At 73.7% G+C, this 26,491-nt stretch carries 24 protein-coding genes; 12 read left to right on the plus strand and 12 right to left on the minus strand.

Annotated elements, in window-relative coordinates:
* Positions 1-10: 10 nt before the first annotated feature.
* From KBX63_RS09960 to KBX63_RS09980, 5 genes are all read right to left on the minus strand, one after another.
* On the minus strand, positions 11-2,389 hold the full coding sequence (locus tag KBX63_RS09960; protein ID WP_210910720.1) for a tetratricopeptide repeat protein: 2,379 nt from the start codon (positions 2,387-2,389) through the stop codon (positions 11-13).
* Positions 2,386-4,152: an ABC transporter permease subunit gene (locus tag KBX63_RS09965; protein WP_210910721.1), complete on the minus strand. Its 1,767-nt coding sequence runs from the start codon at positions 4,150-4,152 to the stop codon at positions 2,386-2,388. The genes KBX63_RS09960 and KBX63_RS09965 overlap by 4 nt, the downstream gene beginning before the upstream one ends.
* Positions 4,149-5,429: an ABC transporter substrate-binding protein gene (locus KBX63_RS09970; protein WP_210910722.1), complete on the minus strand. Its 1,281-nt coding sequence runs from the start codon at positions 5,427-5,429 to the stop codon at positions 4,149-4,151. Before KBX63_RS09970 ends, KBX63_RS09965 begins: the two co-directional genes overlap by 4 nt.
* Complete coding sequence (locus KBX63_RS09975; RefSeq protein WP_210910723.1) at positions 5,426-6,058, minus strand: ATP-binding cassette domain-containing protein; 633 nt, start codon at positions 6,056-6,058, stop codon at positions 5,426-5,428. The genes KBX63_RS09970 and KBX63_RS09975 overlap by 4 nt, the downstream gene beginning before the upstream one ends.
* Positions 6,059-6,160: 102 nt before the next feature.
* Positions 6,161-7,153 (minus strand): YafY family protein, encoded by a 993-nt coding sequence (locus KBX63_RS09980; RefSeq protein ID WP_210910724.1) that lies wholly within the window; start codon positions 7,151-7,153, stop codon positions 6,161-6,163.
* Between the two features lie 44 nt (positions 7,154-7,197).
* Here KBX63_RS09980 and KBX63_RS09985 point away from each other — a divergent pair, with 44 nt between their 5' ends.
* Complete coding sequence (locus KBX63_RS09985) at positions 7,198-7,677, plus strand: hypothetical protein (protein ID WP_210910725.1); 480 nt, start codon at positions 7,198-7,200, stop codon at positions 7,675-7,677.
* Positions 7,677-8,135, plus strand: coding sequence for a hypothetical protein (locus tag KBX63_RS09990; protein ID WP_210910726.1), 459 nt, complete (start codon positions 7,677-7,679; stop codon positions 8,133-8,135). The genes KBX63_RS09985 and KBX63_RS09990 overlap by 1 nt, the downstream gene beginning before the upstream one ends.
* A gap of 1 nt (position 8,136) precedes the next feature.
* Here KBX63_RS09990 and KBX63_RS09995 read toward each other — a convergent pair whose 3' ends face one another.
* The gene (locus KBX63_RS09995) at positions 8,137-8,802 is read right to left on the minus strand and encodes a TetR/AcrR family transcriptional regulator (RefSeq protein ID WP_210910727.1); all 666 of its coding nucleotides are present in this window, start codon (positions 8,800-8,802) and stop codon (positions 8,137-8,139) included.
* A gap of 112 nt (positions 8,803-8,914) precedes the next feature.
* Between KBX63_RS09995 and KBX63_RS10000 the strand changes: the two genes are divergently transcribed.
* A complete protein-coding gene (locus KBX63_RS10000) occupies positions 8,915-10,435 on the plus strand; it encodes an NAD(P)/FAD-dependent oxidoreductase (protein ID WP_247662046.1) in 1,521 nt (506 codons plus the stop codon).
* Positions 10,436-10,514: 79 nt separating this feature from the next.
* On the plus strand, positions 10,515-11,399 hold the full coding sequence (locus KBX63_RS10005; protein ID WP_210910728.1) for an SDR family oxidoreductase: 885 nt from the start codon (positions 10,515-10,517) through the stop codon (positions 11,397-11,399).
* A 3-nt stretch (positions 11,400-11,402) separates the two neighbouring features.
* Here KBX63_RS10005 and KBX63_RS10010 read toward each other — a convergent pair whose 3' ends face one another.
* The 4 genes from KBX63_RS10010 to KBX63_RS10025 form a co-directional block, all read right to left on the minus strand.
* On the minus strand, positions 11,403-12,863 hold the full coding sequence (locus KBX63_RS10010; RefSeq protein ID WP_210910729.1) for a cryptochrome/photolyase family protein: 1,461 nt from the start codon (positions 12,861-12,863) through the stop codon (positions 11,403-11,405).
* A gap of 74 nt (positions 12,864-12,937) precedes the next feature.
* On the minus strand, positions 12,938-14,125 hold the full coding sequence (locus KBX63_RS10015) for a low temperature requirement protein A (protein ID WP_210910730.1): 1,188 nt from the start codon (positions 14,123-14,125) through the stop codon (positions 12,938-12,940).
* A gap of 71 nt (positions 14,126-14,196) precedes the next feature.
* Positions 14,197-15,084, minus strand: coding sequence for a glycosyltransferase family 2 protein (locus KBX63_RS10020; protein ID WP_210910731.1), 888 nt, complete (start codon positions 15,082-15,084; stop codon positions 14,197-14,199).
* A 69-nt stretch (positions 15,085-15,153) separates the two neighbouring features.
* Entirely contained in the window at positions 15,154-15,573 is a 420-nt protein-coding gene (locus tag KBX63_RS10025; RefSeq protein WP_210910732.1) for a hypothetical protein, read from the minus strand.
* 183 nt (positions 15,574-15,756) lie between these two features.
* Here KBX63_RS10025 and KBX63_RS10030 point away from each other — a divergent pair, with 183 nt between their 5' ends.
* From KBX63_RS10030 to KBX63_RS10040, 3 genes are all read left to right on the plus strand, one after another.
* A complete protein-coding gene (locus KBX63_RS10030; RefSeq protein ID WP_210910733.1) occupies positions 15,757-16,845 on the plus strand; it encodes an S-(hydroxymethyl)mycothiol dehydrogenase in 1,089 nt (362 codons plus the stop codon).
* Positions 16,842-17,471 carry an MBL fold metallo-hydrolase gene (locus KBX63_RS10035; RefSeq protein ID WP_210910734.1) on the plus strand — a complete coding sequence of 210 codons (630 nt, stop codon included), beginning with the start codon at positions 16,842-16,844 and terminating at the stop codon, positions 17,469-17,471. Before KBX63_RS10030 ends, KBX63_RS10035 begins: the two co-directional genes overlap by 4 nt.
* 528 nt (positions 17,472-17,999) lie before the next feature.
* Complete coding sequence (locus KBX63_RS10040; RefSeq protein WP_210910735.1) at positions 18,000-18,713, plus strand: hypothetical protein; 714 nt, start codon at positions 18,000-18,002, stop codon at positions 18,711-18,713.
* A gap of 67 nt (positions 18,714-18,780) precedes the next feature.
* Here KBX63_RS10040 and KBX63_RS10045 read toward each other — a convergent pair whose 3' ends face one another.
* Positions 18,781-20,151: a hypothetical protein gene (locus KBX63_RS10045; RefSeq protein WP_210910736.1), complete on the minus strand. Its 1,371-nt coding sequence runs from the start codon at positions 20,149-20,151 to the stop codon at positions 18,781-18,783.
* A gap of 124 nt (positions 20,152-20,275) precedes the next feature.
* Complete coding sequence (locus KBX63_RS10050; RefSeq protein WP_307871676.1) at positions 20,276-20,893, minus strand: hypothetical protein; 618 nt, start codon at positions 20,891-20,893, stop codon at positions 20,276-20,278.
* A 253-nt stretch (positions 20,894-21,146) separates the two neighbouring features.
* Here KBX63_RS10050 and KBX63_RS10055 point away from each other — a divergent pair, with 253 nt between their 5' ends.
* From KBX63_RS10055 to KBX63_RS10075, 5 genes are all read left to right on the plus strand, one after another.
* The gene (locus KBX63_RS10055) at positions 21,147-21,458 is read left to right on the plus strand and encodes a MazG-like family protein (RefSeq protein ID WP_210910737.1); all 312 of its coding nucleotides are present in this window, start codon (positions 21,147-21,149) and stop codon (positions 21,456-21,458) included.
* Positions 21,459-22,858: 1,400 nt separating this feature from the next.
* Entirely contained in the window at positions 22,859-23,410 is a 552-nt protein-coding gene (locus KBX63_RS10060; protein ID WP_210910738.1) for a hypothetical protein, read from the plus strand.
* A gap of 132 nt (positions 23,411-23,542) precedes the next feature.
* Complete coding sequence (locus KBX63_RS10065; RefSeq protein ID WP_210910739.1) at positions 23,543-24,646, plus strand: hypothetical protein; 1,104 nt, start codon at positions 23,543-23,545, stop codon at positions 24,644-24,646.
* Between the two features lie 64 nt (positions 24,647-24,710).
* Positions 24,711-25,682, plus strand: a complete 972-nt coding sequence (locus KBX63_RS10070) for a pirin family protein (protein ID WP_210910740.1) — start codon at positions 24,711-24,713, stop codon at positions 25,680-25,682.
* A 67-nt stretch (positions 25,683-25,749) separates the two neighbouring features.
* A complete protein-coding gene (locus tag KBX63_RS10075; protein ID WP_210910741.1) occupies positions 25,750-26,415 on the plus strand; it encodes a hypothetical protein in 666 nt (221 codons plus the stop codon).
* Positions 26,416-26,491 lie beyond the last annotated feature (76 nt).

Raw genomic sequence — 26,491 nt, forward strand, 5'->3', positions numbered from 1 at the left:
TGGGCGCGGATCACGGACCGGCCGCCGGCAGGTCGCTGTCGTCCCCCAGCCGGCTGTCGGCGGCGGCCTGCCCGTCGGCGTCGCCGACCTCCTCGGCCACCGCTGCCGCGTCCGCCCAGTGTCGCCGCGCCTCGGCCGGGTCGCCCAGCGCCGCGGCGGCGTCACCCAGGTACAGCAGGGTGCGCGCCAGCCCCGCCGTGGGCCGGCTCTCCTCGCGCAGCCGCCGGCCCTCGGCCAGCAGCTCGTACGCCGCCCGCGCCTGTCCGGGCGCGGCGGTCAGCAGCGTCGCCCCGGCGTTGAGCAGCGCTGCCGCGCGGCTCGTCGGGTCGCTGACCGACTCGTACTCGCGCAGCGCGGCCCGCCACGCCTGCGCGGCGTCCAGGTGCTCGCCGAGGGCGGCGTGCACCAGCACGAGGTTGGTCAGCGCCGCCGCGTAGCCGCGGGCGTCGCCCACCGACCGGAACGTGTTCGCCGCCCGCACCAGGTGGTGGTGGGCGATGTCCTGCTCGCCCCGGGCCAGCTGCGCCGCGCCGAGACCCAGGTCGGTTAGGGCGTGCCCGGCTCGGTCCGCCCCCGAGCGGTGCCGGCGGGACAGCTCCAGGTGCTCCACCGCGTCGTCGAGCTGACCCAGGTCGAGCAGGGCCAGACCGAGGTTCATCCGCGCCTGGGCGGTGCCCCGCCGGCCACGCTCGGCCACCGCGAGGGTGAGCGCCGCGGCGGCCCCCTGCGGGTCGTGCCGGCGCCGGCGCAGCACGCCCAGCTCGTTGTGCGCCCACCCGGCGATCTCCGGTCGGTCGTCGGCGGTCGGGGTGGCCAGCACGGTGCGGCAGACCTGCTCCCACTCGTCCAGCCGCTCGACGTGCGCCAGCCATCCGCACAGCGCCACGGCCAGCCGGAACCACCACCGGCGCACCCGGCGGGGCAGCGTCTCGGCCGCGCCGGCCGGCACCCGGACCACCGCCAGCAGCAGCTCCTGGTGCAGGTCGAACCAGCCGTACGGGTCGTCGTCCAGCGGCAGTGACCACTCCCGGTCCGGTGGGGAGCCCAGCACGGCCAGGTTGGCCGCGTGCCGCTCGGCCCGGCGGGCCAGGTGCCGGGTCAACCGGGCCTGCGCGGCGACCCGCGCCCGGGCCGGATCGGCGTCCCGCAGGTGCAGCCGTGCGTTGCCGGCGAGCAGCGGGCGGATCTCGTACCGGTCGCCGGGCGCGCCGACGACGAACGCCGCGGCGGCCAGCTGGTCCAGCAACGCGGTCACCCGCTCGGGGTGCCGACCGGCCAGCGCGGCGATGGCGGGCCGGTCCACCGGGGCGGGCGCCAGCGACATCAGCCGGTACAGCCGGCGGGCCTCCCGGGTCAACGCCCGGTACGCGGTGTCCCGTTCGGTGACCAGGCGGGCCGCCGGCGAGACGGTGACCCGCTGATGCGGCGGCGTCTGCACCGCGCGGCGCAGCGCGTCCAGCACGTCGGCGTGCCGCCAGCCGTGCTGGGCGGTGCGGTAGCCGAGCGCCCGGACGGTGCGCGGCTGCCGCCCGCACAGCTCGACGATCTCGCCGACCGCCGGGTCGGTGCGCGGGTCGGCGCGGCGGACCCGGGCGGCCGGCGCGGCCCCGCCCGCGGCGGCGAACAGCTCGACCGCCTCGGCCGGGCCCGGCTCGGCGATCCAGTGCGTGACCACGCCCTCCAGCCCATTCAGCGACGGGCCGCCGGCGAGCAGCAGCCGGCAGGTCCGCGCGGTGGGGGGCAGCAGCGGCCGGACCTGTTCGGGTTGGTCGACGTTGTCCAGCACCAGCAGGATCTTGCGGCCGTCGAGCTGGCCCCGCAGCGCGTCGGCGGCGACCGCGAGGGCGTCCGGCCGGCCCGAGATCGGCGGAGCGGTGCCCAGCACCCCGGCCAGCGCGGTGAGCACCTGCCGGGCGGACCGGGGCCGGCCGCCGCGGCGCAGGTCGAGGTAGTACTGCCCGTCCGGGAAGTCCTCCCGGCACAGGTTCGCCGCCTGTACGGCGCAGGCGGAGGTGCCCACCGCCCGCCGGCCCAGCACGGCCACCGCGTGCTCCCGGCCGAGCAGCGCGAGCACCGCGTCGACGTGCTCGTCGCGGCCGGTGAAGCCGGCCGGATAGGGCAGCGTCGGCGCACCGGCGGCCGGTGCGGCGACGACCTCGGTGGGCTCCGGGCCCACCTCCCGACCGGCACGGCGTCGGCGCATCTCGAACACCACGAAACCGACCGCGCCGCTGACCACCAGCGCGATGCTGGCCGGCCCGAGCACGCTGGCCGCCAGCTCGGAGAGCATGTTGCTGGCCAGGTTGCCGAGCACCCCGCTGACCAGCGTGCCGACCGCGATCAGCACCGGCCACCGTGGCCCCCGGCCGGTGCCGGTGGGGCCGGTCACCGGACGCCCCCGGAGACCAGCCCGGCGACGAGCTGCCGCCGGGCGAGCACCACCAGCAGCACCGGCAGCACCGAGGCGAGCACCGAGCTGGCGGCCAGCAGCCCGCTGTTGCTGACGAAGCCACGGGACTGCCCGGCCAGGAACAGCCCCAGCGGTGTCGCCTCCGGCCCGCTGAACAGCAGGCCCACCACCAGGTCGTTCCAGACCTGGACGAACTCCAGCACGGAGACCGCCACCACGGCGGGCAGGTTGTGTCGGGCCAGCCGGCGCAGCGTGTCCCACCAGCGACGCCCACCCAGCCGGGCGCCGCGCACCTGCTCGGCGGGCAGGTCGGCGAACGCGTTGCGTAGCACCAGCACCGCGAACGGCACGCCCAGCGCCACGTGCACCAGGGCCAGGCCGCGCGCGGTGCCGGAGGAGAGCACCAGGCCCAGCACCTCGTTGACCGGCCCGGCGATGACCTGGACCGGCACGACACTGGCCGCCAGCAGCAGCAGCCCGGTGGCCTGCGCGGCCGGCCCGGTCAACCAGGCCAGTGGGTACGCGGCCAGCAGCGCGACCACCAGCACCGTGGCGGTCACCACGGTGGCCAGCAGCAGCGTGAAGGCCAACGTCCGCCACAGCTCGGTGCCGGTGACCACATGGAGGTAGGAGCCGGCCCCCGGCGGCGCCGACCACCAGCCGCGTGCCGCGGCGTCCACCCGCCCGTGCAGGGAGGTGCCGATCAGCACCACCAACGGCACCAGCCAGGCCACCGCGGCGCCCGCCGCGAGCAGCCGGAACACCCGTCGGGGCGGCGCCACCCGGTCCGGGTCCGGCGGCGTCTCGGCCCGTGGCGGCGGCCACGCCTGCCGGACGAACAGCGCCGCCACCAGGATCCCGCCGACGACCGCCGCCAGCCACACCACACCGAGTGCGGCGCCCTCGCCGGTGGTGGTGCCACCCGACGTCTGCCAGACCCGCAGTGCCAGCACGGCGGCGTCGTCGCGGACCGAGCCGGGGGTCATCACCAGGATCAGGTCGAAGGTGCGGCTGGTGCCCACCGCGACCAGTGCGAAGACCACCGCCACGGTACGCAGCAGCAGCGGTCGCCACTGCGCGTCCCACAGCACGTGCCGGCGACCGCCGCCGTAGGCGCGTACCGCGTCGGCCAGGTTCGGCGGCACCGCGTCCAGCGCGGCCCGGAAGACCAGCACGGCCAGGCCCACCCAGGCCCAGACGAACGCCGACATCAGCGCCACCGTGACCAGCCCCGGCCCGAGCAGTTGCGGGGCGGCCTCGGCGGACCGGCCGGTCAGCCGCGCCGCGACCAGCGTGGCCAGGCCCCGGCTCGGGTCGGGGTCGTACATCAGCCGGAAGGTCACCCCGGTGACGACCAGCGGCAACGCCACCGGCACCAGCAGGATCAGGCGGACCAGCCCACCCTCCTGGGAGCGGCGCGACGCGGCGGCGAGCAGGTAGCCCAGCGCCGTCACCACCGCCGGCACCAGCACCGCCCACAGGACCGTGCGGCCGACCACCGCGCCGGTGTCCGGTGCGGCGAGCGCGGTGCGGAAGTGCTTGGCGCCGACCCAGTGACCGTCGGTGGTGACGCTGGCGTGCACGGTTCGCAGCACCGGCCACAGCACCAGCCCGCCGAGCAGCACGATCGCCGGCAGCAGCAGTGCGGAGGTCGCGCCGGCCGCCGGGTACGCCCGGCCGCGCCGGGGTGGCCCCACGTCGTCGAGCACGGCCAGCTCGCCGAGCACCCGGACCCGGCTCACCGGCCGCCTCCCGCGCTGCGCGCCGCCGCGGCGAGATGCCCGGTGGCCCGGCGGACCGCCTCGGCGGCGGGTACGCCGTCGGTGACGTCCGCGAAGAAGTCCTGCATGATCCGCCAGATGCCCAACCCGTCGGAGCCGGTGAACGGCCCGGGCAGCTGGTCGGAGAGGTCGAAGCGCAGGGTGCCGGGGGCGCGCATCTCGCCGGCGAGCTCGCGGCGGACCGGGTCGGCGTAGCTGTCCAGCGCGATCGCGGTGTTCGGCGACAGGTAGCCGCCGGCGTCCAACCAGGGCTGGAACGAGCCGGCCCGGGTGAGCCACTCGACCAGCTCGACACCGCTCCGGGCGTCGGCGAAGGCCACCGCCGCATCTCCGCCGACGATCAGGGGGCCGCCGGCGCCCGGCCGCGCGCTCGGGAACCGGAAGGTCTTCGGCTCCTCCGGGCCGCGCCGGAACGTACCGACCACCTCGTCGGTGAAGTCGGCCTCGAAGACCATCACCGCCCGCCGGGAGCGCACCACCTGGATCACCGACTCCTCGTACTGGGTGAGCAGGGCGCGGCGGCCGCCGCCGGGGAAGGCGCCGTCGATGCTCCACAGCTCGGCGAGCCGGTCCAGGGTGTCGCGCACCGGTCGGCCCTGCCAGTCGGCGTCCGGCCCGGCGAGGGTGTCGTACGCGTCGGGTGCCAGGTCGGCGAGGACGTTCTCGAACCAGTCGGTGAGCACCCAGCCGTCCGCCGCTCCGATCGCCAGCGGCGCCGGGCCGGACCCGCGACGGGCGAGCGCGCCGAGGTCACGGGTCAGCGTGACCAGTTCGTCCCAGGTGCCCGGCGGCCGGGGCAGAACCGACGGCAGGTACCAGATCAGCGACTTGTGGGCTGCCTTCACCCAGACGCCGTAGCGCCGCCCGCGGGTCATCAGCAGGTCGCTCAGCCCGGTGGGCACCGCGTACTCGCTCGACGGGCGCACCGGGCTCAGCCAGCCTCGCTGGGCGTACTCGGTGACCAGGCCCGGGCGTGGCAGGATCGCCACGTCGGGGCTGGTGCCGGCGAGGTGCCGGGCGCGCAGGAACGCGTCGATGTCGTTGCCGGCGCTGACCACGTGCACCGGGACGGGGTAGCCGGCGACGACCCGCCGGAACCGGTCCAGCTCGCTCGCGCTCCAGACCACCGCCACCTGCACGGACCGGCTGCCGCCGGTGCAGCCGGCCGCGGTCGCCGCAGCGCCGGCCGCGGCGGCGCGCAGCAGGGTACGCCGGGTCGCCCGACCGGCCGGCGTCACCGGACCATCCCCTCGGGTTCGGTGACCAGCTCGTGCCGGTACGGCATCTCGGCCAGGGTGGCCGGATCGGCGGTGCACACCAGCACGGCCACCCCCGGCGCGTCCGGTGGGGACAGTCGGGGCAGCAGGTCACCGAGGCGGCTGCCGCCGGTCGGATCGGCGGGCAGGTCGACGACGAGCACCTCGGGCAGGCAGACCGCGGCCCGGGCCAGGGCCACCCGGAACCGCTGGGCGTCGGAGAGCAGGTGCGGCAGCAGGGCCAGCGTCGGGGCCAGCTCCAGGCGGTCCACCACGGTGGCCGTCCAGTCGTCGGCCACCTCGTGCACCCGTTCGCGCCTGCGTTGGCCGTACTCGATGTTGCGGCGCACGGTGAGCTGTGGCAGCAGCGCGCCGCCGGCGGGCACGTAGCCGATCTGCCGGCGCGGCGGTGGCAGGGCGGTGACGTCCCGGTCGCCGACCATGATCCGCCCGGTGACCGGGGCGGCGAGCCCGGCCAGCACCCGGGCCACGGCCGTGCCGACCCGGGGCGGCGCCACCAGGGCGGCGGTCGTGCCGGCCGGAACGTCGAGGGTCACCGGTCCGGTGCCGGGGACGGCGACCAGTGCGCGTAGCCGTAACGTGACCCTCACCTCCGGTGACCGCTGGTGACCGTCCCAGGGTGGCACACCGCGCCGACAGTCGATGCCCCGTGGATCTTCCATTGTGGAGAACGTGACCGGTGGCGTGTGTCGCTACCGGGCCGGCAGGCCGGCGGGGGCGTAGAGGGCGGCCAGCCCGGCCGCCGTGGCGGCCAGTTGCTCGCGCAGCGCGACCGGGGTCAGCACCTCCACGTCGGCTCCGAGGCGCAGCAGGTCACCGTGGGCGTGGGTGAGCGACTCGATCGGCAGCACCGCGGTCACCCAGCCCTGGACGTCCGGTGGCCCGGCGCTCGCGTCCACCGCGTCCACCACCGGATCGCTGCCGATCTCCCGCAGCCGCTCCCGGCCGCCCGGTGAGAGCCGCACGGTGGCCTCGTCCTGGTGCAGTCGGGCCCGGAACTGCGCCACGTGCGCGCGCCACCAGGCCGGCAGGTCGAAGTCGGCCGGCCGGTCGAACGCCTCGGCCAGCGGGGTCAGCGAGAGGATCTGGTTGATCCGGTAGGTCGCCGGGGCGCCCCGGCCGGGCCGGTCGGCCACCACATACCACCGGCCGCCCTTGAGCACCAGCCCGTACGGCTCCAGCACCCGGGTCACCTCGCCGCGCCAGCTGCGGTAACGCACCTCGATGCGGTGCTGCCGCCAGACCGCCTCGGCCGTGCGGGCCAGCTCCGGGGAGGCGTCACCGTCGGCGTACCAGCCGGGCGTGTCCAGGTGGAAGCGTTGCTGGAGCTGGGTGGCCCGGTCGCGCAGAGGGGCCGGCAGCGCGGCGTGCAGCTTGAGTTGCAGCGCGGCCACCACGTCGCCGTAGCCCAGCTCGTCGGCCGGCCCCGGCAGCCCGGCCAGGAAGAGCCGGTCGGCCTCCTCGGCGGTCAGCCCGGTCAACCGGGTCCGCCAGCCGTCGACGAGTTGGTAGCCGCCGGCGTGCCCGGCCTCCCCGTACAGCGGGATGCCGGCGGCGTGCAGCGACTCCACGTCCCGGTAGATCGTCCGCGGCGAGACGGCCAGCCGGTCGGCGAGCTGCGCGGCGGTGAGCCGGCCGTGCGACTGGAGCAGCAGCAGGAGGGAGAGAAGTCGACTGGCCCGCACTCCACTGACACTAGCTGTCAGGGGAGTCGTTCTACCGTCCCGGCATGGCTTTTCGCGACAAGGATCTACGAACGCCGGGACCGGTCACTGTGGGCGGTCGGCAGCTCAAGCGGTACCACATCGACCAGCCGGAACGGCCGATCGAGCCGGAGGTGGAGAAGGCCGCGTACGACCTGCTGCCCGCGCTGCTGTCCGACGCCCCGGACGACGGCACACCGGCCGCCGGGTGGGTGGTGCTGCACCGGGGCGCGGACACCGGCGCGTACCTGCTGGCGTACACCTGGGTCTGGGACAACGTGGTGGAGGTGCGCATCGCGGCGGCCGGGCAGCCCGCACTGGACTGCCCGGACGATGATCCGGCACACTTCGTCGATTTGCGCCGCCCGGGAGTTGGCTGCGTCTGGGAGTTGGCGGTGCTGGAGCACGAGCGGGCCGCCTGGGTCCGGCACATGCTGGCGCCGGAGAGCCCCGATCTGACCGGTTACCTGCACGACACACGAGCGGAAGGGCCGGTGGGCCGCTGATGGGCGACTTCGACTTCTTTGTGGGTACCTGGAACGTCGTCAACCGTCGGCTGCGCAAGCGGCTGGTCGGCTCCGACGAGTGGGAGGAGTTTCCGGGGGTGTCGGTCGCGAACGGCTTCTTCGGCGGCGGCGGCCACTTCGACGAGATCACCTTTCCGACCAAGGGGTTCGCCGGCGCCACGGTCAGGCTCTTCGACCCGGTGAGCGAGCAGTGGTCGATCTACTGGATGAACAGCGGTCGCGGCGAGTTGGAGCAGCCGCCGATGGTGGGCCGCTTCGTCGACGGAGTCGGCCGCCTCTACGCCGACGACCAGCACGAGGGGCGTCCGGTGCGGTGTCGGTTCATCTGGTCGGAGATCACCGCGACCTCCGCCCGCTGGGAGCAGGCGTTCTCCGTCGACGGCGAACGTACCTGGGAGACCAACTGGGTCATGACGTTCACCAAGGTGGCCGATTGACTCAGGTCGACGGCGGGGGAGTGGTGTCGCGGTAGATGCCGGCCAGCCAGAGGTCGAGCAGCACGTCCACGACGTCGCGTTCGGCGACCGCCGGCCCGTCGCAGGCGAAGGTGGCGTACCAGACGCGTTCGTTCATCGAGTTGAGCGCGATGGCGAGGTCCCGGGCGGGCAGACCGTCCGGGGCCGCGCCGCGTCGCCGCTCCGCCTCGATGGCCGCCTCGATGGCCTGCACCCACCGCTCCAGCACCGCCGCCCAGAGCCGGCGTACCTCGGCGTTGGTGCCGCGGACCTGCGCGCAGGCGAGCACCAGTGCGCGGTGCGCGCCGAACGTCTCGTGGAACCGCTGGATCAGCTCGCGCCACCGGGCCCGCGGGTCCTCGGCGAGCCGGACCAGGACGTCTCCGGCGGCCGCGTCGGCCTCCTCGGTGACCCGGTCCAGCAGGGTCAGCAGCACGGCGTCCTTGGACGGGAAGTAGAAGTAGAACGTGGGCCGGGAGATCCCCGCCCCCCGGGCCAGGTCGTCGATCGAGATGTCGCCGAACGCCCTCTGCTCCAGCAGCCGCTCGGCGGTGGCCAGGATCGCCGTCTCCCGGTCGTCGCCGGCGGTACGGGCGGCGCGGCGACCGCGCGGGCTCGCTCGCCCGGCGCCGGTACGGGCGGTCGTCATGGCCGGTGATGCTACCCGAACTCGACACCCTGTCGACGGCACTCGACAGGGTGTTGACTGCTGTCGACGGCGGTGGATAGTGTCCGTCCACCGCCCCGGATGGAGGAACGCCATGACCTCCGACCACGTCGACGTGCTCATCGTCGGAGCCGGCCTGTCCGGCATCGGCGCCGCCTGCCACCTGCGCCGCGACTGCCCGGACAAGACGTACGCGGTGCTCGAGGCACGCGACGCCATCGGCGGCACCTGGGACCTGTTCCGCTACCCGGGCGTCCGGTCCGACTCGGACATGTTCACCCTCGGCTACTCGTTCAAGCCGTGGACCGACCCGAAGGCCATCGCCGACGGCGCGGCCATCCGTGCGTACGTCCGGGAGACCGCCCGGGAGTACGACGTGCAGCGGCACATCCGCTTCGGGCACCGGGTGGTGCGCGCCGAGTGGGACAGCGACACCGCCCGCTGGACGGTGCACGCACAGCGCACCGACACCGCCGAGACCATCGTGCTGACCTGCTCGTTCCTCTTCGCCTGCGCCGGCTACTACCGCTACGACGAGGGATACACCCCGGAGCTGCCCGGCGTCGACGCGTACGCCGGGCGGCTGGTGCACCCGCAGCACTGGCCGGCCGACCTCGACCACACCGGCAAGCGGGTGGTGGTGATCGGCAGCGGCGCCACGGCGGTCACCCTGGTGCCGGCGATGGCCGAGCGGGCCGCCCACGTGACCATGCTCCAGCGCTCACCCACGTACGTCATGGCGCTGCCGTCGCGCGACGTCCTGGCCGACGCGCTGCGGCGCTGGCTGCCGGCGAAGGCCGCGTATCCCGTGGTGCGCTGGAAGAACGTGCTGCTGTCCACCGTCAATTTTCAGCTCAGCCGGCGCGCGCCCGGGCTGGTGAAGCGGCTGCTGCGCCGGGCCGCGAAGGGCCGGCTGCCGGTCGGCTACGACATCGACCGGCACTTCTCGCCCCGCTACGACCCGTGGGACCAGCGGCTCTGCGTGGTGCCCGACGGCGACCTGTTCACCGCCGTGCAGGAGGGCAGGGCGTCGGTGGTCACCGACACCATCGACACCTTCACGCCGCACGGCGTCCGGCTGGCCTCCGGCGACGAGTTGCCCGCCGACATCGTGGTCACCGCCACCGGGCTCAACCTGCTCGCCCTCGGCGGCCTGACGCTCAGCGTGGACGGCGCCGAGGTCGACCTGGCCAGCACCGTCGCCTACAAGGGCATGATGCTCTCCGGCGTGCCGAACTTCGCCCTCACCGTCGGCTACACCAACGCCTCGTGGACGCTCAAGGCCGACCTGGTCGCCGGCTACGTCTGCCGGCTGCTGCGCCACCTGGACCGCACCGGCCAGCACATCGTCACCCCGCTCCCGCCGCCCGACGACGAGCGGGTGCCGCTCATCGACCTGCGCTCCGGGTACGTGCTGCGCAGCGTCGACGCGCTGCCCAAGCAGGGTACGGCCGCGCCGTGGCGGCTGTACCAGAACTACGCCCGCGACGTGCTGCTGATGCGGCACGGCCGGCTCACCGACGAGGGCGTGCGGTTCTCCCGCGCACGCGCCGTGGCCGCGCCGGGCGTGCCCACCGTGCCGGCCACGCCACCGACCGGCACGCCGGTCGCCTGAGTGTCGCGTCCGGACGGTCCGGGCGCATCCCGACCCACCCCGGCCCGCTCGCCGGGGCCGCCAGGAGAGGAGCCCGATCGTGCAGAGGTTCGACTTCGCCGGCGCGACGGCCGTGGTCACCGGCGCAGCCAGCGGCATCGGTGCCGCGCTGGCGCACGCGCTCGCTCGCCGGGGCAGCGACCTGGTCCTGCTGGACCGCGACTCCGGGCGGCTGGACGAGGTCGCCGCCGCCATCCGGGCCGAACACCCGGACCGCCAGGTGCACACCCACCTGGTGGACCTCGCCGACGCGGCGGCCACCGCCCGGGTGGCCGTCGAGATCGGGCAGCGGCACCCGCGGGTCCGGCTGCTGGTGAACAACGCCGGTGTCGGCCTCGGTGGCCGGTTCGACCAGGTGACGTTCGACGAGTTCGGCTGGGTCATCGACATCAACTTCCGGGCCGTGGCGCAGCTGACCCACGCGCTGCTGCCCACCCTCAAGGCGGAGCCCGGCGCGCACCTGGTCAACGTCTCCAGCCTGTTCGGGCTGATCGCGCCGGCCGGGCAGGCCGCCTACTCGGCGAGCAAGTTCGCGGTGCGCGGCTTCACCGAGGCGCTGCGCCACGAGCTGGTCGACGACGGCATCGGGGTGACCTCGGTGCACCCCGGCGGGATCCGCACCCGGATCACCGAGAACGCCCGGGTCGGCAGCGGCGTCTCGCTCCAGGAGTACGCGGCCGGCCGGGCGCAGTTCGAGAAGCTGCTCACCATCGCGCCGGAACGGGCCGCCGAGGTGATCCTGCGGGGTGTCGAGCGACGCCGGGGCAGGGTGCTGATCGGCTGGTCGGCGAAGCTGCCCGACCTGCTGGCCCGGATCATGCCGGCCTCGTACAACCGGCTGCTGGTCACCGGCCTGAACCGGGGCGTCGTCCGCCCGGCGCCGGCCGCCGGTGCGGTGCCGTCCGCCGACGTCGGCCACGGCTGACGGTCAGGGCGGCGTGCTGCCCCGCTTCTCCTCCTGGGCCAGCACCGCCTCGCGGTGCTCCGGCTCGTCACGGCGGGCCAGCTCGGCGGCGAGCCGTGGGTCGGCCACCAACCGCGCCCGGTTACGGTGCAGGAAGCTCTCGAAACCCCCGGTGTACGGGCAGGCCAGGTCACCGAGCGCCCGCTCGGGCACGTAGCGGCAGCCCGCGCAGTAGTCGCTGATCTCGTCGATGTCGGTGCCGTCCACCGCGTACGGGCGGGTGTCCACCCGGGCCAGGTCGGCGTACTGGCTCATGCCGATCACCGTCGCGTTCATCACCCAGTCGGCGCCGTCGACGAAGCAGCGCTGGAACCAGTCCGCCACCTCGGCCGGGCGCCAGCCGCGTTGCAACGCGTAGTTGCCCAGCACGAGCAGCCGGGGCGCGTGGTGCGTCCAGGCCCCGTCCCGGACGGTGGCGAGCACGTCGGCCAGGCAACGGGCCTCCACCGCGTCCGCGTCCAGCTCGGCGAACCAGTCCGGCACCGGCTCGGTCGTGGCCAGCCAGTCCGCGCCCCGGAACCGCGGCTCGAGATACCAGTACAGCTGCCAGAGGAACTCCCGCCAGCCGAGCAACCCCCGGATGAACGGCTCCACCGCCGTACGCGGAGCCCTGCCAGCCCGCCACGCCTGCTCGGCAGCGCGGACGGCCGACTCCGGGTCGAGCAACCCGAGGTTGAACGAGGACGAGAGCACGGAGTGCGCGAACAGCGGGTCGTCGGCGCTCATCACGTCGGCGTACCGGCCGTACCCGGGCAGCCGGTGGGTCAGGAAGTGCTCCAGCCGGGCCCGCGCCTCGCCGTGGGTGGCCGGGAAGCGCCGGGGGCCGTCCCGGCCGACGAACCGCACCCCGTCGGCCGCCCACCGGTCCAGCTCGCGGCGGATTTCCGCGTCGATGTCGTCCTCGACGATCGGCGGCGGTGGCGGCGGTGCCGCTGGCGCCGTGCGGCCCTCGGTGCGGGGCCGCCGCGTCGACCCGGTGCCGCCGCCCGGGCCGGTCAGCACGTCGTGCCGGCGGCGGGCGTGCCGGTAGAAATCGGTCATCCGCAGCGGGCCGCGCCGGGTGCGGTCCGCCCAGCCGGCGAAGTCTGCCTGGCTGGTGATGAAGCCACGCGGCGGCAGCACCGTCAGCCCCGGCACCGATCGGGCGAAGCGCAACGCCACCCGGGAGTGCGGATGGCACACCTCCACCGGCTCGGCGACCTGCGCCAGCGCCTCGCGGAACGTCTCGGTACGCAGCAGCAGCGCCCGGTCGCCCAGCTCGGCCGCGCGGTGCCGCAGCGCGGAGAGGATCAGGTGCGCCTTCTGCCGGTGCGTCGGCCGCCGGCGGAACAGCTCCCGGATCTCCACCAGCAGCACCGGCTGGTCGGGGTCGTCGAGGAAGTGTGGCCCGAGCTGGTCGGCCAGCAACCATCGGCGGCGAGGCATGCCTCAATTCTGCCCACTCCCGGGCTGTCGCGCCCGACGGCGGGCCGGGCGGGTCCGGACCGGGGGGTGCCGAATCAGGCCGCGTCGGCGCCGGCCGGCGCCGAGGTCGGCAGGACGTCGCGCCGGCGCATCACCACCGTCAGCGCCACCACGGCGAAGAGCAGCAGCGCGAGCACGTGGACCGGGACCGGGCCCAGCGGCGCGAGCAGCGCCAGCAGCGCGACGACCGGAAAGGCGACGACCACCGCGCCGTGCTGCTGCCGGCGGACGTGCAGCACCCAGACGGTGAGCAGGTAGACGGCGATCGGGACGGCGACCGCGTACCCGGCGGTGACTCCGGAGATGTGCCCGATGTGCCGCTCGTGGTCCACCGCCACGACCAGGCCCGCGCCGACCGCGGCGACCGCGGCGAAGATCAGATAGTGGCCGTAGCCCCAGACCAGCGAGTAGGGCAGCCGGTCGGGCGCCTCGATCGGCCGGTCGAAGTAGAGCCACCAGAGCGCGAACACGATGATCGCGCCCGCCGCAGTGAGCGACCAGAGGTTGTGCTCGCCGGCGTCCAGCTCGGTCTGGATCGCCATCGAGACGGACAGCACGACCTCACCGAGCACGATGAGGGTGAACAGGCCGTACCGCTCGGCGATGTGCCGGGGGTGCCACGGGGTCATCCCAGGCCGCTCGGCCACCGCCGGGACGAGCAGGTCGGCCAGCGCCAGCAGCACGAACGACGCGATGCCCCACTCGGCGGGCAGAGCCAGCCGCAGCAACCAGCCGACCTGCACCACGGTCACGCCGATCGCGTAGCGGCGTGCCGCAGCCCGGTGCGCCGGGTCGCCGACTGCCGCTCGGCTCCACTGCACGACGGCGGCCAGCCGCATCACCACGTACCCGAGGGTGATGACGGTGAAGTCGCCGTCGGTGAAGGCGCGCGGCACCCCGGCCGCCAGGATCAATGCTCCGCTGATCTGCACCAGCGTGGTGATCCGGTAGACGTCGTCGTCGGTGTCGTAGGCCGAGGCGAACCAGGTGAAGTTCATCCACGACCACCAGATCGCGAAGAACACCATCAGGTAACTGGTCACCGCGTGAGCGAGGTGACCCTCGGAGACGTCGTGGTGCAGGCTGCCGGCAGCCTGTGCCACGGCCACCACGAAGCAGAGGTCGAAGAAGAGCTCCAGCGGGGTGGCCGAGCGGTGCGGCTCATCCCGGAGACGGGGCCTCATCGGCCGGTAGAACGGCCGCATGGATGGGGAACGGGTCAACACAGCTCCTCGGGTCGCCCACACGATAGCGAGCCCGGCACCCGTCCCGAGAATGATCGCCGCAGGGGAAATCAGCTGGCCGGAGCCACCCGGGCCGGCGACGGCGCGACCGGCTCGCCCGCCTCACACCGGGCCAGGGTGCGCAGGGCCGCCTCCACCTCGGCCGGCAACCGGCGCCGGCCGCGCAGCGCCCACCCCAGCTCACGGCCGGCGTCGAGCAGCCCGCCCCGGCCGGCGGCGTCCCGGGCCACGGCGGCCGCCGTGCGCAGCACCACCCCGACCGGACGGCGCAGCAGCGCGGTGAGCAGCCTGTTGCGCGTCTCCATCCGCTGCCGGGCCAGCGCGTCCCGCCCCGCCGGCAGCGGCAGATGGTGGGCCACCACGTCCTCGGCGTACGCCAGCTGCCAGCCGACCGCGGCCAGGTCCATCGCCAGCAGCGCCTCCTCGCCGTACGTGCCCAGCCGCTCGGTAAAGCCGCCTGCCTGCTGGAACGCCCGGCGGCGCAGCACCACCGCGCAGGCCAGGAAGCCCAGCACCGCCGGCCCCGGCGCGCCCGGCGAGGTGCCCAGCGGTGCGCGGGCCATCGCGGCGGACACCGGGTCGAGCCGCTGCTCCCGCCCGACCCGTACCTGCCCGGTGAGCAGGCCGGTGCCGGGGTGCCCGCGCAGGATCGCGGCGGCCCGTTCCAGCGCACCCGGCGCCCAGTACGAGTCGTCGTCGGAGAAGGCCACGAACGGCGTGTCGGCCAGCTCGACGCCGATGTTGCGGGCCGCGCCGGCGCCCGCGTTCCTGTCGAGCCGCACCACCCGTACCGGGGGAAAGGCCCGGGCCACCGCGGCCGGGGTGCCGTCGTCGGAGCCGTTGTCCACCAGGATCACCGGGGCGCTGTGCCGGCCCAGCATGTCGAGCAGCCGCTCACGTCGGTTGCGGGTGGCCACCACCACGGTCACGTCGGTCATGGCGGCCCTGCTACCCCGGCGCGGCCCGCTCACGCCTGCCGCGGCGGGCCGACCCTCCCGTCGGCCGGATCAGTGGTGCCGGCGGCCGTGGGTCAGTCCCTCCAGCACCAGGGTCAGCCCGGCGCCGACCAGCCAGACGTCCTTGGCCAGCGGGGTGCCCTGCTGGGTCGGGCGCACGCTGCCCGCCTCGCGCATCCCCGGCGTCTTCAGGTACAGCTGCACCAGGCCCGCGCCGAACGCGGTCAGGCCGAGTCCGACCAGGGTGGCCGGCACGAACGGGGCGAGCAGCGCGGCCCCCAGGGCTATCTCCGAGTACGACAGCAGCTTGGCGAAGCGCGCCGGCTCCAACTGGCCGAGCTGCGGAATGGCCCCGACCGCCATCCCGTGCACGCCCTGTACGGCATCGCCCTCCAGAGTTCGCTTGCTCAGACCAGAGTTGAGGATGAACGCGCCGATGCTGATCCGCAGCGGCAGATGCGCCAGTTTCATGATCACTCCCGGTGGCCGTGGTCCGAATGCGGCCCGCGTACCCACCGCGGCCCGCGATAACCCGTTGGGCCGACTGGGCCGGCCGTGGTGATCGCGGTAGGTTCGCGAGGGGTTCACCGCCGGGGCCCGGTCACCCGCCAGCCCGGCACCCGACCCCGCCGCAGATCACCAGCAGGAGGCGAAGTGAGCCAGGAAGTCCGGGGAGTCATCTCCCGCAGTAAGGGCGCGCCGGTCGAGGTCACCACCATCGTGGTGCCCGATCCCGGTCCCGGTGAGGCGATCGTCCGGATCCAGTCCTGCGGGGTCTGCCACACCGACCTGCACTACCGCGAGGGTGGCATCAACGACGACTACCCGTTCCTGCTCGGCCACGAGGCGGCGGGCATCGTCGAGCAGGTGGGGGAGGGCGTCACCGACGTCGCTCCGGGCGACTTCGTGGTGCTCAACTGGCGGGCGGTCTGCGGGGCCTGTCGGGCCTGTCGCCGTGGCCGGCCCTGGTACTGCTTCAACACCCACAACGCCGCCCAGCGGATGACCCTCACCGACGGCACCGAACTCGCACCGGCTCTGGGCATCGGCGCGTTCGCCGAGAAGACCTTGGTGCACGCCGGACAGTGCACCAAGGTGGACCCGGCCGCCCGACCGGCCGCGGTGGGCCTGCTCGGCTGCGGGGTGATGGCCGGGCTGGGCGCGGCGATGAACACCGGCAACGTCACCCGCGGCGACTCCGTCGCGGTGATCGGCTGCGGTGGCGTCGGCGACGCGGCGGTCGCCGGGGCGGCCCTCGCCGGCGCCACGACGATCGTCGCCGTCGACACCGACTCCCGAAAGCTGGACTGGGCGCGTAAGTTCGGCGCCACGCACACCGTGAACGCCTCCGAAACCGACCCGGTCGAGGCGATCCGCGCCGCCACCGGCGGTTTCGGCGCCGACGTGGTGATCGACGCGGTGGGTCGACCGGAGACGTGGAAGCAGGCGTTCTACGCCCGGGACCTGGCCGGCACCGTGGTGCTGGTGGGCGTGCCGACCCCACAGATGAAGATCGAGCTGCCGTTGCTGGACGTCTTCGGTCGCGGCGGCGCCCTCAAGTCCAGTTGGTACGGGGACTGCCTGCCCAGCCGGGACTTCCCGATGCTCACCGAGCTGTACCTCCAGGGCCGGCTCGACCTGGACGCGTTCGTCACCGAGGAGATCGCGCTGGACCAGGTCGAGAACGCGTTCGACCGGATGCACCACGGCGACGTGCTCCGTTCGGTGGTGGTGTTCCCGTGAGCGCCCGGGTCGAGCACACGGTCACCGCCGGCACGTTCTCCCTCGACGGGCAGACGTTCGACGTGGACAACAACGTGTGGGTGCTGGGCGACGACAGCGAGTGCGTCGTCCTCGACGCGCCGCACGACGTGGCAGCGATCCTCGCCGTGGTGGGTGACCGGCGGGTCCGGGCGATCCTGGCCACCCACGCGCACGACGACCACGTCCGCGTGGCGCCCGAGCTGGCCCAGGCCACCGGCGCGCCGGTGCTGCTGCACACCGCCGACCGGGTGCTCTGGGACATGGTCCACCCCAAGCTGCCGCCCAACGGCGAGCTGCACGACGGGCAGAGCATCGACGTGGCCGGCACCACGTTGCGGGTGCTGCACACCCCCGGGCACAGCCCCGGCGCGTGCAGCTTCCACGCGCCGGAGCTGGGCGTGGTGTTCACCGGCGACACGCTCTTCGCCGGGGGCCCGGGTGCCACCGGCCGCTCGTACAGCGACTTCGACACCATCGTCCGGTCGATCCGCACCCGGTTGCTCACCCTGCCGCCGGAGACGGTCGTGCGCACGGGGCACGGCGACAGCACCACGATCGGCGCGGAGGCGCCGCACCTGAAGGAGTGGCTGGCCCGAGGCCACTGAGCACGGTCGGCTGGCCGGGCGGGGCCGGGGCGTCAGCTGTCCGAATGTGTCGCGCCTTGAAATCGCCGTGCGTGAAATGTCGGCCATCACGCACCGTGGGCGATGACCCCTGCGCCCCCTCACCCGCCGCCGTGCACGCCACGTGTGTCGGGCCCTTTGCTCTGCTTCAACGCACGCAACACGTCACCTGAGCTGCGCGAACACGATTTGTGGCGGCTCTGGAGCGTCTCGACCCGTCAGCACGGTCCGTGACTGTTGCGTCTGTTGAAGCAGAGCAAAGGCTGCTGGGTGGGTTTGGCGCACAGCAGCGAAGGTCGCTCTCTGTCGCCATTGCCGATTGAACGGGTGCCCTGTCCGATTCCGCGGGTGACCGGGACCGCAGCTCGCCGAGGCCAGGGCATTTCCGGAATGCCCGACAGGTGAACCTGGTTGTGTCCCCCGTACCGCCGGAGCCCAAACCCTTTCCGCGGTCATCTCCCGAGGAGTGTTCACCCCGGAGCGCTCCGCACGATCGAAAGGGCAACCATCGTGAAGGTCGACTTCACTCGATGGCTCCCCGCCATCGCTAAGGACTCGTACCGCAAGACCGCGCTGAGCGTTGTGGGTGTGGCCGCCCTCGGTGGCCTGGCACTCGCACCGACAGTGGCCGCCGCCCCGGTCACCTCCGGGCCGCACCAGGGCGCCGTCGCCGCCATCGACCTCGCCACCGGGAAGGCCGCCACCGCGGCCCGCCAGGAGGACCAGCCCGTCGAGTCCGGGCTGACCACCGGCTCCGCCACCGGCAAGCCGCCGGCCGGCAAGCCGAGCCGCGAGGAGCTCATTCCGCACGGCATCGAAGGCGCCCAGTCGCGCATCCCGCTCGATGACGCGCAGCTGGCCAACGCCCGGGCCATCGTCGACGCGGCCAAGAAGACCGGCGTCGGCGACCGGGGCGCGGTGATCGGCATCGCCACCTCGTTGCAGGAGTCGAAGCTGTACAACCTCGGCCACCTCGGCGCGTACAACGACCACGACTCGCAGGGCCTGTTCCAGCAGCGCCCGTCGTCCGGTTGGGGTACGCCCGAGCAGATCACCGACCCGGAGTACTCCGCCACGGCGTTCTTCAGCGCGCTGAAGAACGTGGGCGGCTGGCAGGACCTGCCGCTGACCACCGCGGCGCAGACCGTCCAGGTCTCCGCCTTCCCGTACGCGTACGCGCAGTGGGAGGAGCAGGCGGCGGACATCGTCCAGCAGCTCTGGTGACACCCGCACACACGACGCCGGCCGGCTCCCGAACAGGGGCCGGCCGGCGTCGTCGTGTCCGGGTACCTCAGCAGGCGGGGTAGAGGCGCCGGGTGCCGACCCCGGCGGCGTACGCGGCCCGGTCGCTGAACCGGCAGCCGTAGTCGGGACGGGCCACCACCGCCGGGTCGGTCACCGTGTCGCCGGCGGGGCGGGCGCCGGTGCGTACCCAGGACACCAGGTCGTCCCAGGCGGCGCCGGCCTCGGCCGGGGTGAACTCGCAGTGCTGCGTGGCCCGGATGGCCCGCTGCACCAGCAGCCGGCTGCGGCCGTGCCGTGCCACGTCGGTGGCGTACGCCTGCTCCATGCTGAACGGCACGAACAGGTCACCGAGGTCGTGCAGGCTGAGCACCGGCGCGGTGGGGCGGCCGGCGATCCGTGGCACCTCGGTCAGCGTCGGCAGGAGGCGCTGCCAGACGTTCTCCGGGGCGACCCGCCGCACGGTGGCGTTGACGTTGACCGGGCTGTTCGGGGTGTAGCGGGTGAGCAGGTTGGTGGAGAGCTGACCGGGTCGCTGGGCGGGGGAGTCGCCGCCGCTGGTCACGGTGATCGAGAAGAGGAAGTCTTTCCAGACCGCGAACGCGGCGTCCGCGCCGGGGCGTGGCCCGCCCGAACGGTTCACCGTGACCGCCCGCAGTTGCTTGCCCCGGTCGGTGGTGGTGTCCGGCCCGGTGGGAGTGAGCCCGGCCAGGCCGAGCGCCACCTGGATGCGGGGTACGGCGTTGGTCAGGTAGTCGGCCGGCGTGGGATAGGCCGGCACCTCGGCGAGAGCCTGCGCGACCAGGTTGTAGTCCAGGTAGAAGTCGAGCAGCGTCTGGTCGCCGAGCACCCCGCACATGGGCAGTGCGCCGTCGTAGTAGCCGGGGTACTGCTCCAGCGAACGGCCGATGACGTACCCGCCCATCGACACGCCGGCGAGGTAGGTGTGGTGCGGCCGGCGGACCGTCCGTCCGAAGTGGTCGGCGAGATCCTTGGTGCCCAGCACGCCGGAGCGGATGTCGAAGCCGTTGCGGTCGTACGAGGACGATGCCCAGGCGTACCCCTGCTCCAGCAGCCGCTGGCGCAGCCCGAAGCCGGGCGGCTCCGGCGAGAGCACCGTGCCCTGGCCGCGGTAGCCGTGCGCCCACAGCACCAGGTCACCGTTCCACCGGGCGGGGACCTCGATGATGTACCCGGCGTGCCGGTGCACGCCCTGCCGTACCGTCGTCGGCTTGCCGGCAACGACCAGCGGCGCCAGCGGCGGGTTCTCGATGGTGTACCCGGGCAGCGGCTGGCCGCCCCCCGGGTCGCGGTCGGCGGTGGCGCTGGCCGGCGCGGCGCCGGCCAGCCCGACCGCCAGGGTCAGGGTCGCGGTGGCGGCGAGCAGGCGGCGGAGGGTGCGAACGGGTGAGGACAGCATCGATGCTCCCCATCGGACGGATGTCGCCCGCGGGCGACCAGGCGGGACGGTTGCCTACCGGCCGGTAGCGCCCTGAACCTAGGACTGCCGTCGACCGGAGTCAATGGCTGCGCTGACCGGCCGGTCAGGCTCGACTGTCCGTCCGCTCAGACCAGGCCGTGCGCCACCATCGCCTCGGCCACCCGACGGAATCCGTTGATGTTCGCCCCGGCCACGTAGTCGCCGGGCAGCCCGTACTCCTCGGCGGTGCTCCGGCCACCAGTTCCGCGCCGCCGATCTCGTTCTGCATCGCGCACGGCAGGGCCAGATCGCAGGGCACCTCCCAGACGGTACGGTCGGCCACGGCCACCGCGTGCGGCACATGCCGCAGGTAGTCGTCAAGCCGGCCGCGGCGCTCCTCCTTCAGCTCCCGCAGCAACTCCAGGTCGATGCCCTTTTCGTCGAGCAGGTACCCGTCGGAGTCCGAGCAGGCCACCACCGTCCCACCGAGCTGGTGCACCTTCTCTACCGCGTAGATCGCCACGTTGCCCGAGCCGGAGACGACCACCCGCTTGCCCTCCAGGCTGTCGCCGCTCTGCCGCAACATCTCCTCGGCGAAGAACACCGCCCCGTACCCGGTCGCCTCCCGGCGCGCCTGCGCACCCCCGTACGCCAGCCCCTTGCCGGTGAGCACGCCGGACTCGTAGCGGTTGGTGATCCGCTTGTACTGGCCGAACAGGTAGCCGATCTCCCGGCTGCCCACGTTCCTTCCGTATCGGCGGCGTCGTTGCCGCCAGCGCGCGCCGGCGTGACCCACCGGCCGCCCCGGCGTACGGCCCACCGCCCCCGTCCGGTTCACCGCTCATCCGCCCGTCCATGCGCCGGCGCCTCCGGCGCCCGCCGGCGCCGCGCGCTTGGCTGCCTCACCTTGGTCGTCGGCCCGGCCGCACCTGGCTCGCCGACCCGACCCGGCCCGGCTGCGCGGCCCGTTGGGCGGGTCGGGTTGACTGGTCGTCGTGGACGAGTCGATCTGGGAGGCGGCCCGGGCGTCGCGCGGCTGGTTGGACGCGGCGAACGGCACCGGGCAGACGGAACTGACCTGTCGCATCCTCAAGCTGACCGAGGAGGCGGGGGAGGCGTCGGCGGCCTGGATCGGTCTGCTCGGGCAGAACCCGCGCAAGGGCGTCACGCACACCAGGGAGGACGTAGCCGCGGAGTTGGCCGACGTCGCCTTCACGGCGCTGGTGGCGATCGAGAGCCTGGGGCTGGATGCCCGGTCGGTGTTGGGCTCCTGCGCCGCCAAGGTCCGCTCCCGCCTCGCTGACTGACCGGACTCGGGGCGGTTGGGTTCGCGTCGGGATTGCCCGGCGGTGGCCCGCCATGGCACTCCCACCCGCACGAGCCCGGCATGCCGAACCAACCGTGCTCCCGGCGTTTGACCGGCGTGCCGGGTCCGTGTGGGGTGGGGCTTGGCTTGCCCGTCGTGGCTGGGGTTGGTTTGGGTGTGCCGGGTTCGTGCGGGGTGGGGCCCGCCGTGCCCGGCTCCGGGCGGTCAGGCTTGATCCCTGCGCCGGGCACGGCGGGCCCCATCCCGTCGGTGGTCGCGGTCCGTCGTGATTCCTGCGCTGGGTCGGGCAAGCCCGATCCCCGGCGGGTTGTTCGGTCCGTTCCGATCTGTGCGTGGATGCCTGGGCCTGGCAAGCCCCCCGCGGCGGATTGTTCGGTCCGGTCCAGATCTCCGCGCGGGGTAGGGCAAGCGCGATCCCGGCGGGGATCGCCATCGGTTCCGATCCTCGCGACGTGCGGTGAGTCCCATCCCCGGCGGGTGGTCGCCGGTTCTTCCGGTTCCTGAGCGGGGTTCCGGCAAGTCCCGATTTCGGCGGCGATCGTTGTCCGTCCTGATTCCTGCGCGAGGCGCGGTGTGTCCTGTCCGGTCGGGGTCGTCGTCTCGCGGTGATCCCTGCGCCTGAGCGCCATCCGCTGGCGGTCGCCGGCCGATGCTTGCGGTGGACGTGGCTCATGCCGACCCTTGCCGCGGCGGTCGGTGGGGTGAGCGTTATACCTGTGAGTCATACATATGCCTCTGAGGTATACCGCTCATCGACCACCTTGCCTCCGGATCACCCTTGGCCAGGGTAATCGAACTCGGGTCGCGGATGTCGCGGTGTCCACGGCCCTCGGATGCCCCGATATCGCCGATACCGAGTCGATCAACCCCCCGAACCGGCGCATCCGACGCCGGAACGCCCGGTGATCTCGTGCCGGGTGTCCGGTATCAGGGGTTTGTGGGCTGTGACCGGCTGCATCCGTGGGGTGGAATCGTGGCGGGCCGGGAGTCGTTACATACCCTGACGATCGCAGCACCACCGGTCCGCCACCCGCCCCCGCGGGTTGGCAGCACCACCGGTCCGCCAGGTCCCGTCCCCGCGGGTTGGCAGCGCGGCCGGGGTTGGAATGCCCGCGAGGCCGTGGTCGTTGCAGAGTCCCTGACCGACCGCACCAGCACCCTCGAACGGGGTGCCTGTCGGATGGGCCAGTCCTGGAATGGGCTCGGCCCGGCGGTCGTTACACACAGTCCTGGTGCCACGAGCCCCCCGGCTTGTAGGCCGCCGACCGTGAAGACTTTCCCCCTTGTGTTGAAAGCGCCGGACGAGGTGCTCGCACCCGCATGCCGTTTCCCCCCCCGTGTGGCGGTGGGTGTCTACCCCCTTGAAGGAGCTGACCCCTGATGAACATGATCATTCGTAAGAGCGTGCTGTCGGTTGCTGGTCTCGCGTTCGCCGGTGGTGTCTTCGCCGGTCCGATCGCCGCCACCGCCGCCACCCCGGTCGAGGGCAAGCCGGTCGCAGTCGCCGTGCAGAAGGCGCAGGGTGCGCAGTCGCGCATCGACCTGAACGACGAGCAGAGCGGCAATGTCAAGGCGATCATCGCCGCGACGAAGAAGGCCGGGCTGCCCGAGCGGGCCGCGGTGATCTCGATCGCCACCAGCCTGCAGGAGTCGAAGCTGGAGAACCTGGGTCACCTCGGCGACCGCAACGACCACGACTCGCTGGGCCTGTTCCAGCAGCGCCCCAGCTCGGGTTGGGGCACGCCGGAGCAGATCACCGACCCCGAATACTCCACCACCGCGTTCCTCAAGGGCCTCAAGCAGGTCGACGGGTGGCAGGACATGGCGTTGACCGACGCCGCGCAGACCGTGCAGGTCTCGGCCTACCCCGACGCCTACGCCCAGTGGGAACAGCAGGCCACCGACCTGGTCGCCCAGCACTGGAACAGCTGACCCACCGCAGCACCTGCGTGACACCGACCGCTGGCCGGCACCCCACCCCGGGGGTGCCGGCCAGCGGCATACCCACGACCAAATCTTGGGTTGGCGCCGCAGCGGTGCGGTCAGCGCTGAGTGATCCGAACGGTGGGCGGGTACGTACTCACCGGCGGGGACCGGCGGAGGGACGAGGACATGGCCGCAGTGGGGCACGGCACACATGATCTCCAGCCGGAGCCGGAGCCGGAGCCGGAGCCGGAGCCGGAGCCGGAGCCGGAGCCGGAGCCGGAGCCGGAGCCGGAGCCGACAGGTGACGCCACCCCGCATCGTGGCTGGCCCATCGGGAGTCGGATGCTGCTGGCCGCCGCGGCCGTTGTGCTGATCCTCGGCGCCGCAGCGGTGGCCGTGATCATTGCCGATCCGCACCGCCTCGGCATGTCCTACTCCAGCGCACCCGACGGCACTCGCCCCGACGGCACCCGGCCGGATGGCACGCTCCCGGACCATGCCCGCCCCGGCAGCGTCCGACCCGATGCCGACCGACCCGATGATGCTGGTGCGGACGCCGGCCCTCCGGCGGGCGCCGCCGACCCCGACGCGGCCGGCGGACCGGGTGGCGAGGGCGCGGCGGCGGCCGGGCAGACGATGACCGCGCCGTTGGCGGGGCGGCAGCGGGCCACCTTTGTGCTCGCGGACGGGTTGTCCTCGTTCGAGCTGCGGGTGGTTGACCTGGGTGACGACCTCTACCGGATCAGCAGTCCGGCCGGCTCGGAGGTGACGGCCCGGCCGGCGGTGCTGGGCGAGACCGTCCGGCTCGGCGTGGTGGCCACCGGTGCGTCCGGGGTGCGGGCCGTGCGGGTGTTGCTCAACGAACGGGTCAGCTGGCGTCTCCAGCTGACCGGTGGCGTGAGCAGCCAGGTGCTGGACCTGACCCGGGCCCGGCTGCTGGGGCTGGAGCTCGCCGGCGGGTCGGCCCGTACCGAACTCGTCCTGCCACCGGTCAGCGGCACCATGACGGTCCGGTTGACCGGCGGGACCAGCCAACTCGACGTCCGGGTGCCCGGCGAGCCGCCGGTACGGGTCCGCGTGGGAACCGGTGTCGCCTCGGTGGTGCTGCGCGACCAGCGCTGGGCCGGGGTGTCCGCCGGCGCGCTGCTGGACACGCCGGGGTGGGACCGCTCGGCGGACCGGTTCTATCTCGACCTGGTGGCGGGAGCCAGCAGTGTGACGGTGGGCGCCAGCACCCGGTGAACCCTGCCGCCCCCGGTGCGGGAAGCGCTGCGGCCACGGGTGGGCGCGAGCGTACAGTCGGGCGGTGGAGCGTACTGAATCAATGCTGGCGGAGACCCGACCGCCCGGCGTGGCCGACGTCGATCCCGGCAGCGTGCTGCTGCCGGGTCACGACGTGCCGCTGGGCCGATACACCACCGTCCGTCGGCTGCTGCCGCAGCGCCCTCGCCGGATGGTCGGCGCGTGGTGCTTCGTGGACCATTTCGGCCCGGACGACGTGGAGCAGCGGCCTGGCATGGAGGTGCCGCCGCACCCGCACAGCGGCCTGCAGACGGTGACCTGGCTGTTGGAGGGCGAGATCCTGCACCGGGACAGCCTGGGCAACGTCCAGCCGATCCGGCCCGGCCAGCTGAACGTGATGACCTCCGGGCACGGCATCGCCCACTCCGAGCGGTCGCCGGCCACCCATCCGCCGGTGATGCACGGCGTGCAGCTCTGGGTGGCGCTGCCAGACCCGGCGCGGGCCGGAGCGGCGGACTTCGCGCACCACGCCGACCTGCCGCGCTGGCGCGACGGCGATCTGGACGTCACCCTGCTGGTCGGTGAGTTCGCCGGGGAGCGGTCCCCGGCGGTGGTGCACACCCCGCTGGTCGGTGTGCAGCTGGAGCTGACCGGCACGGGGCCGACCACGCTGCCGCTGCGGCCCGATTTCGAGTACGCGCTGCTGGCGATGTCCGGTTCGGCCGAGGCGGCCGGTGTCGGGTTCGAACCCGGCGCGCTGCTCTACCTGGGCTCGAATCGCCGCGAGTTGACCGTGCGTGGCGGGGCCGGAGCCCGGTTGCTGCTGCTGGGCGGGACGCCGTTCGACGAGCCGCTGGTGATGTGGTGGAACTTCGTCGGCCGCTCGCACGAGGAGGTCGCCCAGGCTCGGGAGGACTGGATGGCCGGGCGACGCTTCGGCGTCGTCGCCGACGATCCCGCGCCGCCGCTGCCGGCGCCCGCCCTGCCCACCTCCCGGCTCAAGGCCCGCGACCGCACCGGCGGCCTGCACGGCTGAGACCACACCTCGCTCGGCGCGACCCCACGTCGGCGTGTGACCGACGTCGGCGTGGGTAGTCGCCGGCATGGCGACCACATTGATCACTCCGGTGGAGGACCGGAAGCGCCTGGCCCGCCGGCTCGCCGGCAGCGGACGGGGCTTCGCCGAGCAGTACGGCTTCCGGGTCACGAACAACCCGGCGAGCCTGTTCCAGGTGCTCTACCTCGCGGTGCTGCTGGCCCGACGTGGTGACTTCCGTCGGGCGTTGGACGGCGCGCGGGCACTGCGCGACGAGGGGTGGGACAGCGCCGCCCGGTTGGCCCGCTCGCTGCACCAGGACCGGGTACGGGTGCTGCGCGACAGCGGCCAGCGCGGCGACGTGGGCGCGTTGGCCGACGTCCTGGGCGACCTGGCCCGCACCGTCGTCGAGCGGTACCGGGGTGACCTGCGCCGGTTGCGCGCGTTGGCGCACCACGACCCGGCCAGGGAGCGCGAGCTCCTCGCCGAGCTGCCCGGGGTGGATGACCAGGTGGTCGACCTGTTCCTGCGCGAGGCGCAGGCGCTGTGGCGGGAGGTCGCCCCGGTGGCCGACCGGCGGGCGTTGGCCGCGGCCCGCCGGCTCGGGCTGGGCCGGTCCGCGGACGACCTGGCCGGGTTGGCCGGCAGTGGGGAGTCGGAGCGGCTGGCCTGGCTGGTGGGGGCGCTGGCCCGGGTCGACCTGGAGCACCGGTACGCAGAGCTGACCGGTTGACCATGACGTGCCCTGGCCCACAGTTCGGCAAAATCTGACCGTACGGAGGATGTTCTGTCGTATGGTTGTACCCGGC

Origin of the sequence: Micromonospora sp. U21 (assembly GCF_018070045.1) — a bacterium.
Classification (GTDB): domain Bacteria; phylum Actinomycetota; class Actinomycetes; order Mycobacteriales; family Micromonosporaceae; genus Micromonospora.

Bases quoted from the DNA above. Each gene is read 5' to 3' on its own strand.
- KBX63_RS09985 (WP_210910725.1), top strand. From the start codon at position 7,198: ATGGCTTTTCGCGACAAGGATCTACGAACGCCGGGACCGGTCACTGTG.
- KBX63_RS09990 (WP_210910726.1), top strand. From the start codon at position 7,677: ATGGGCGACTTCGACTTCTTTGTGGGTACCTGGAACGTCGTCAACCGT.
- KBX63_RS09995 (WP_210910727.1), bottom strand. From the start codon at position 8,802: ATGACGACCGCCCGTACCGGCGCCGGGCGAGCGAGCCCGCGCGGTCGC.
- KBX63_RS10000 (WP_247662046.1), top strand. From the start codon at position 8,915: ATGACCTCCGACCACGTCGACGTGCTCATCGTCGGAGCCGGCCTGTCC.
- KBX63_RS10010 (WP_210910729.1), bottom strand. From the start codon at position 12,863: ATGCCTCGCCGCCGATGGTTGCTGGCCGACCAGCTCGGGCCACACTTC.
- KBX63_RS10020 (WP_210910731.1), bottom strand. From the start codon at position 15,084: ATGACCGACGTGACCGTGGTGGTGGCCACCCGCAACCGACGTGAGCGG.
- KBX63_RS10025 (WP_210910732.1), bottom strand. From the start codon at position 15,573: ATGAAACTGGCGCATCTGCCGCTGCGGATCAGCATCGGCGCGTTCATC.
- KBX63_RS10045 (WP_210910736.1), bottom strand. From the start codon at position 20,151: ATGCTGTCCTCACCCGTTCGCACCCTCCGCCGCCTGCTCGCCGCCACC.
- KBX63_RS10060 (WP_210910738.1), top strand. From the start codon at position 22,859: ATGAACATGATCATTCGTAAGAGCGTGCTGTCGGTTGCTGGTCTCGCG.
- KBX63_RS10075 (WP_210910741.1), top strand. From the start codon at position 25,750: ATGGCGACCACATTGATCACTCCGGTGGAGGACCGGAAGCGCCTGGCC.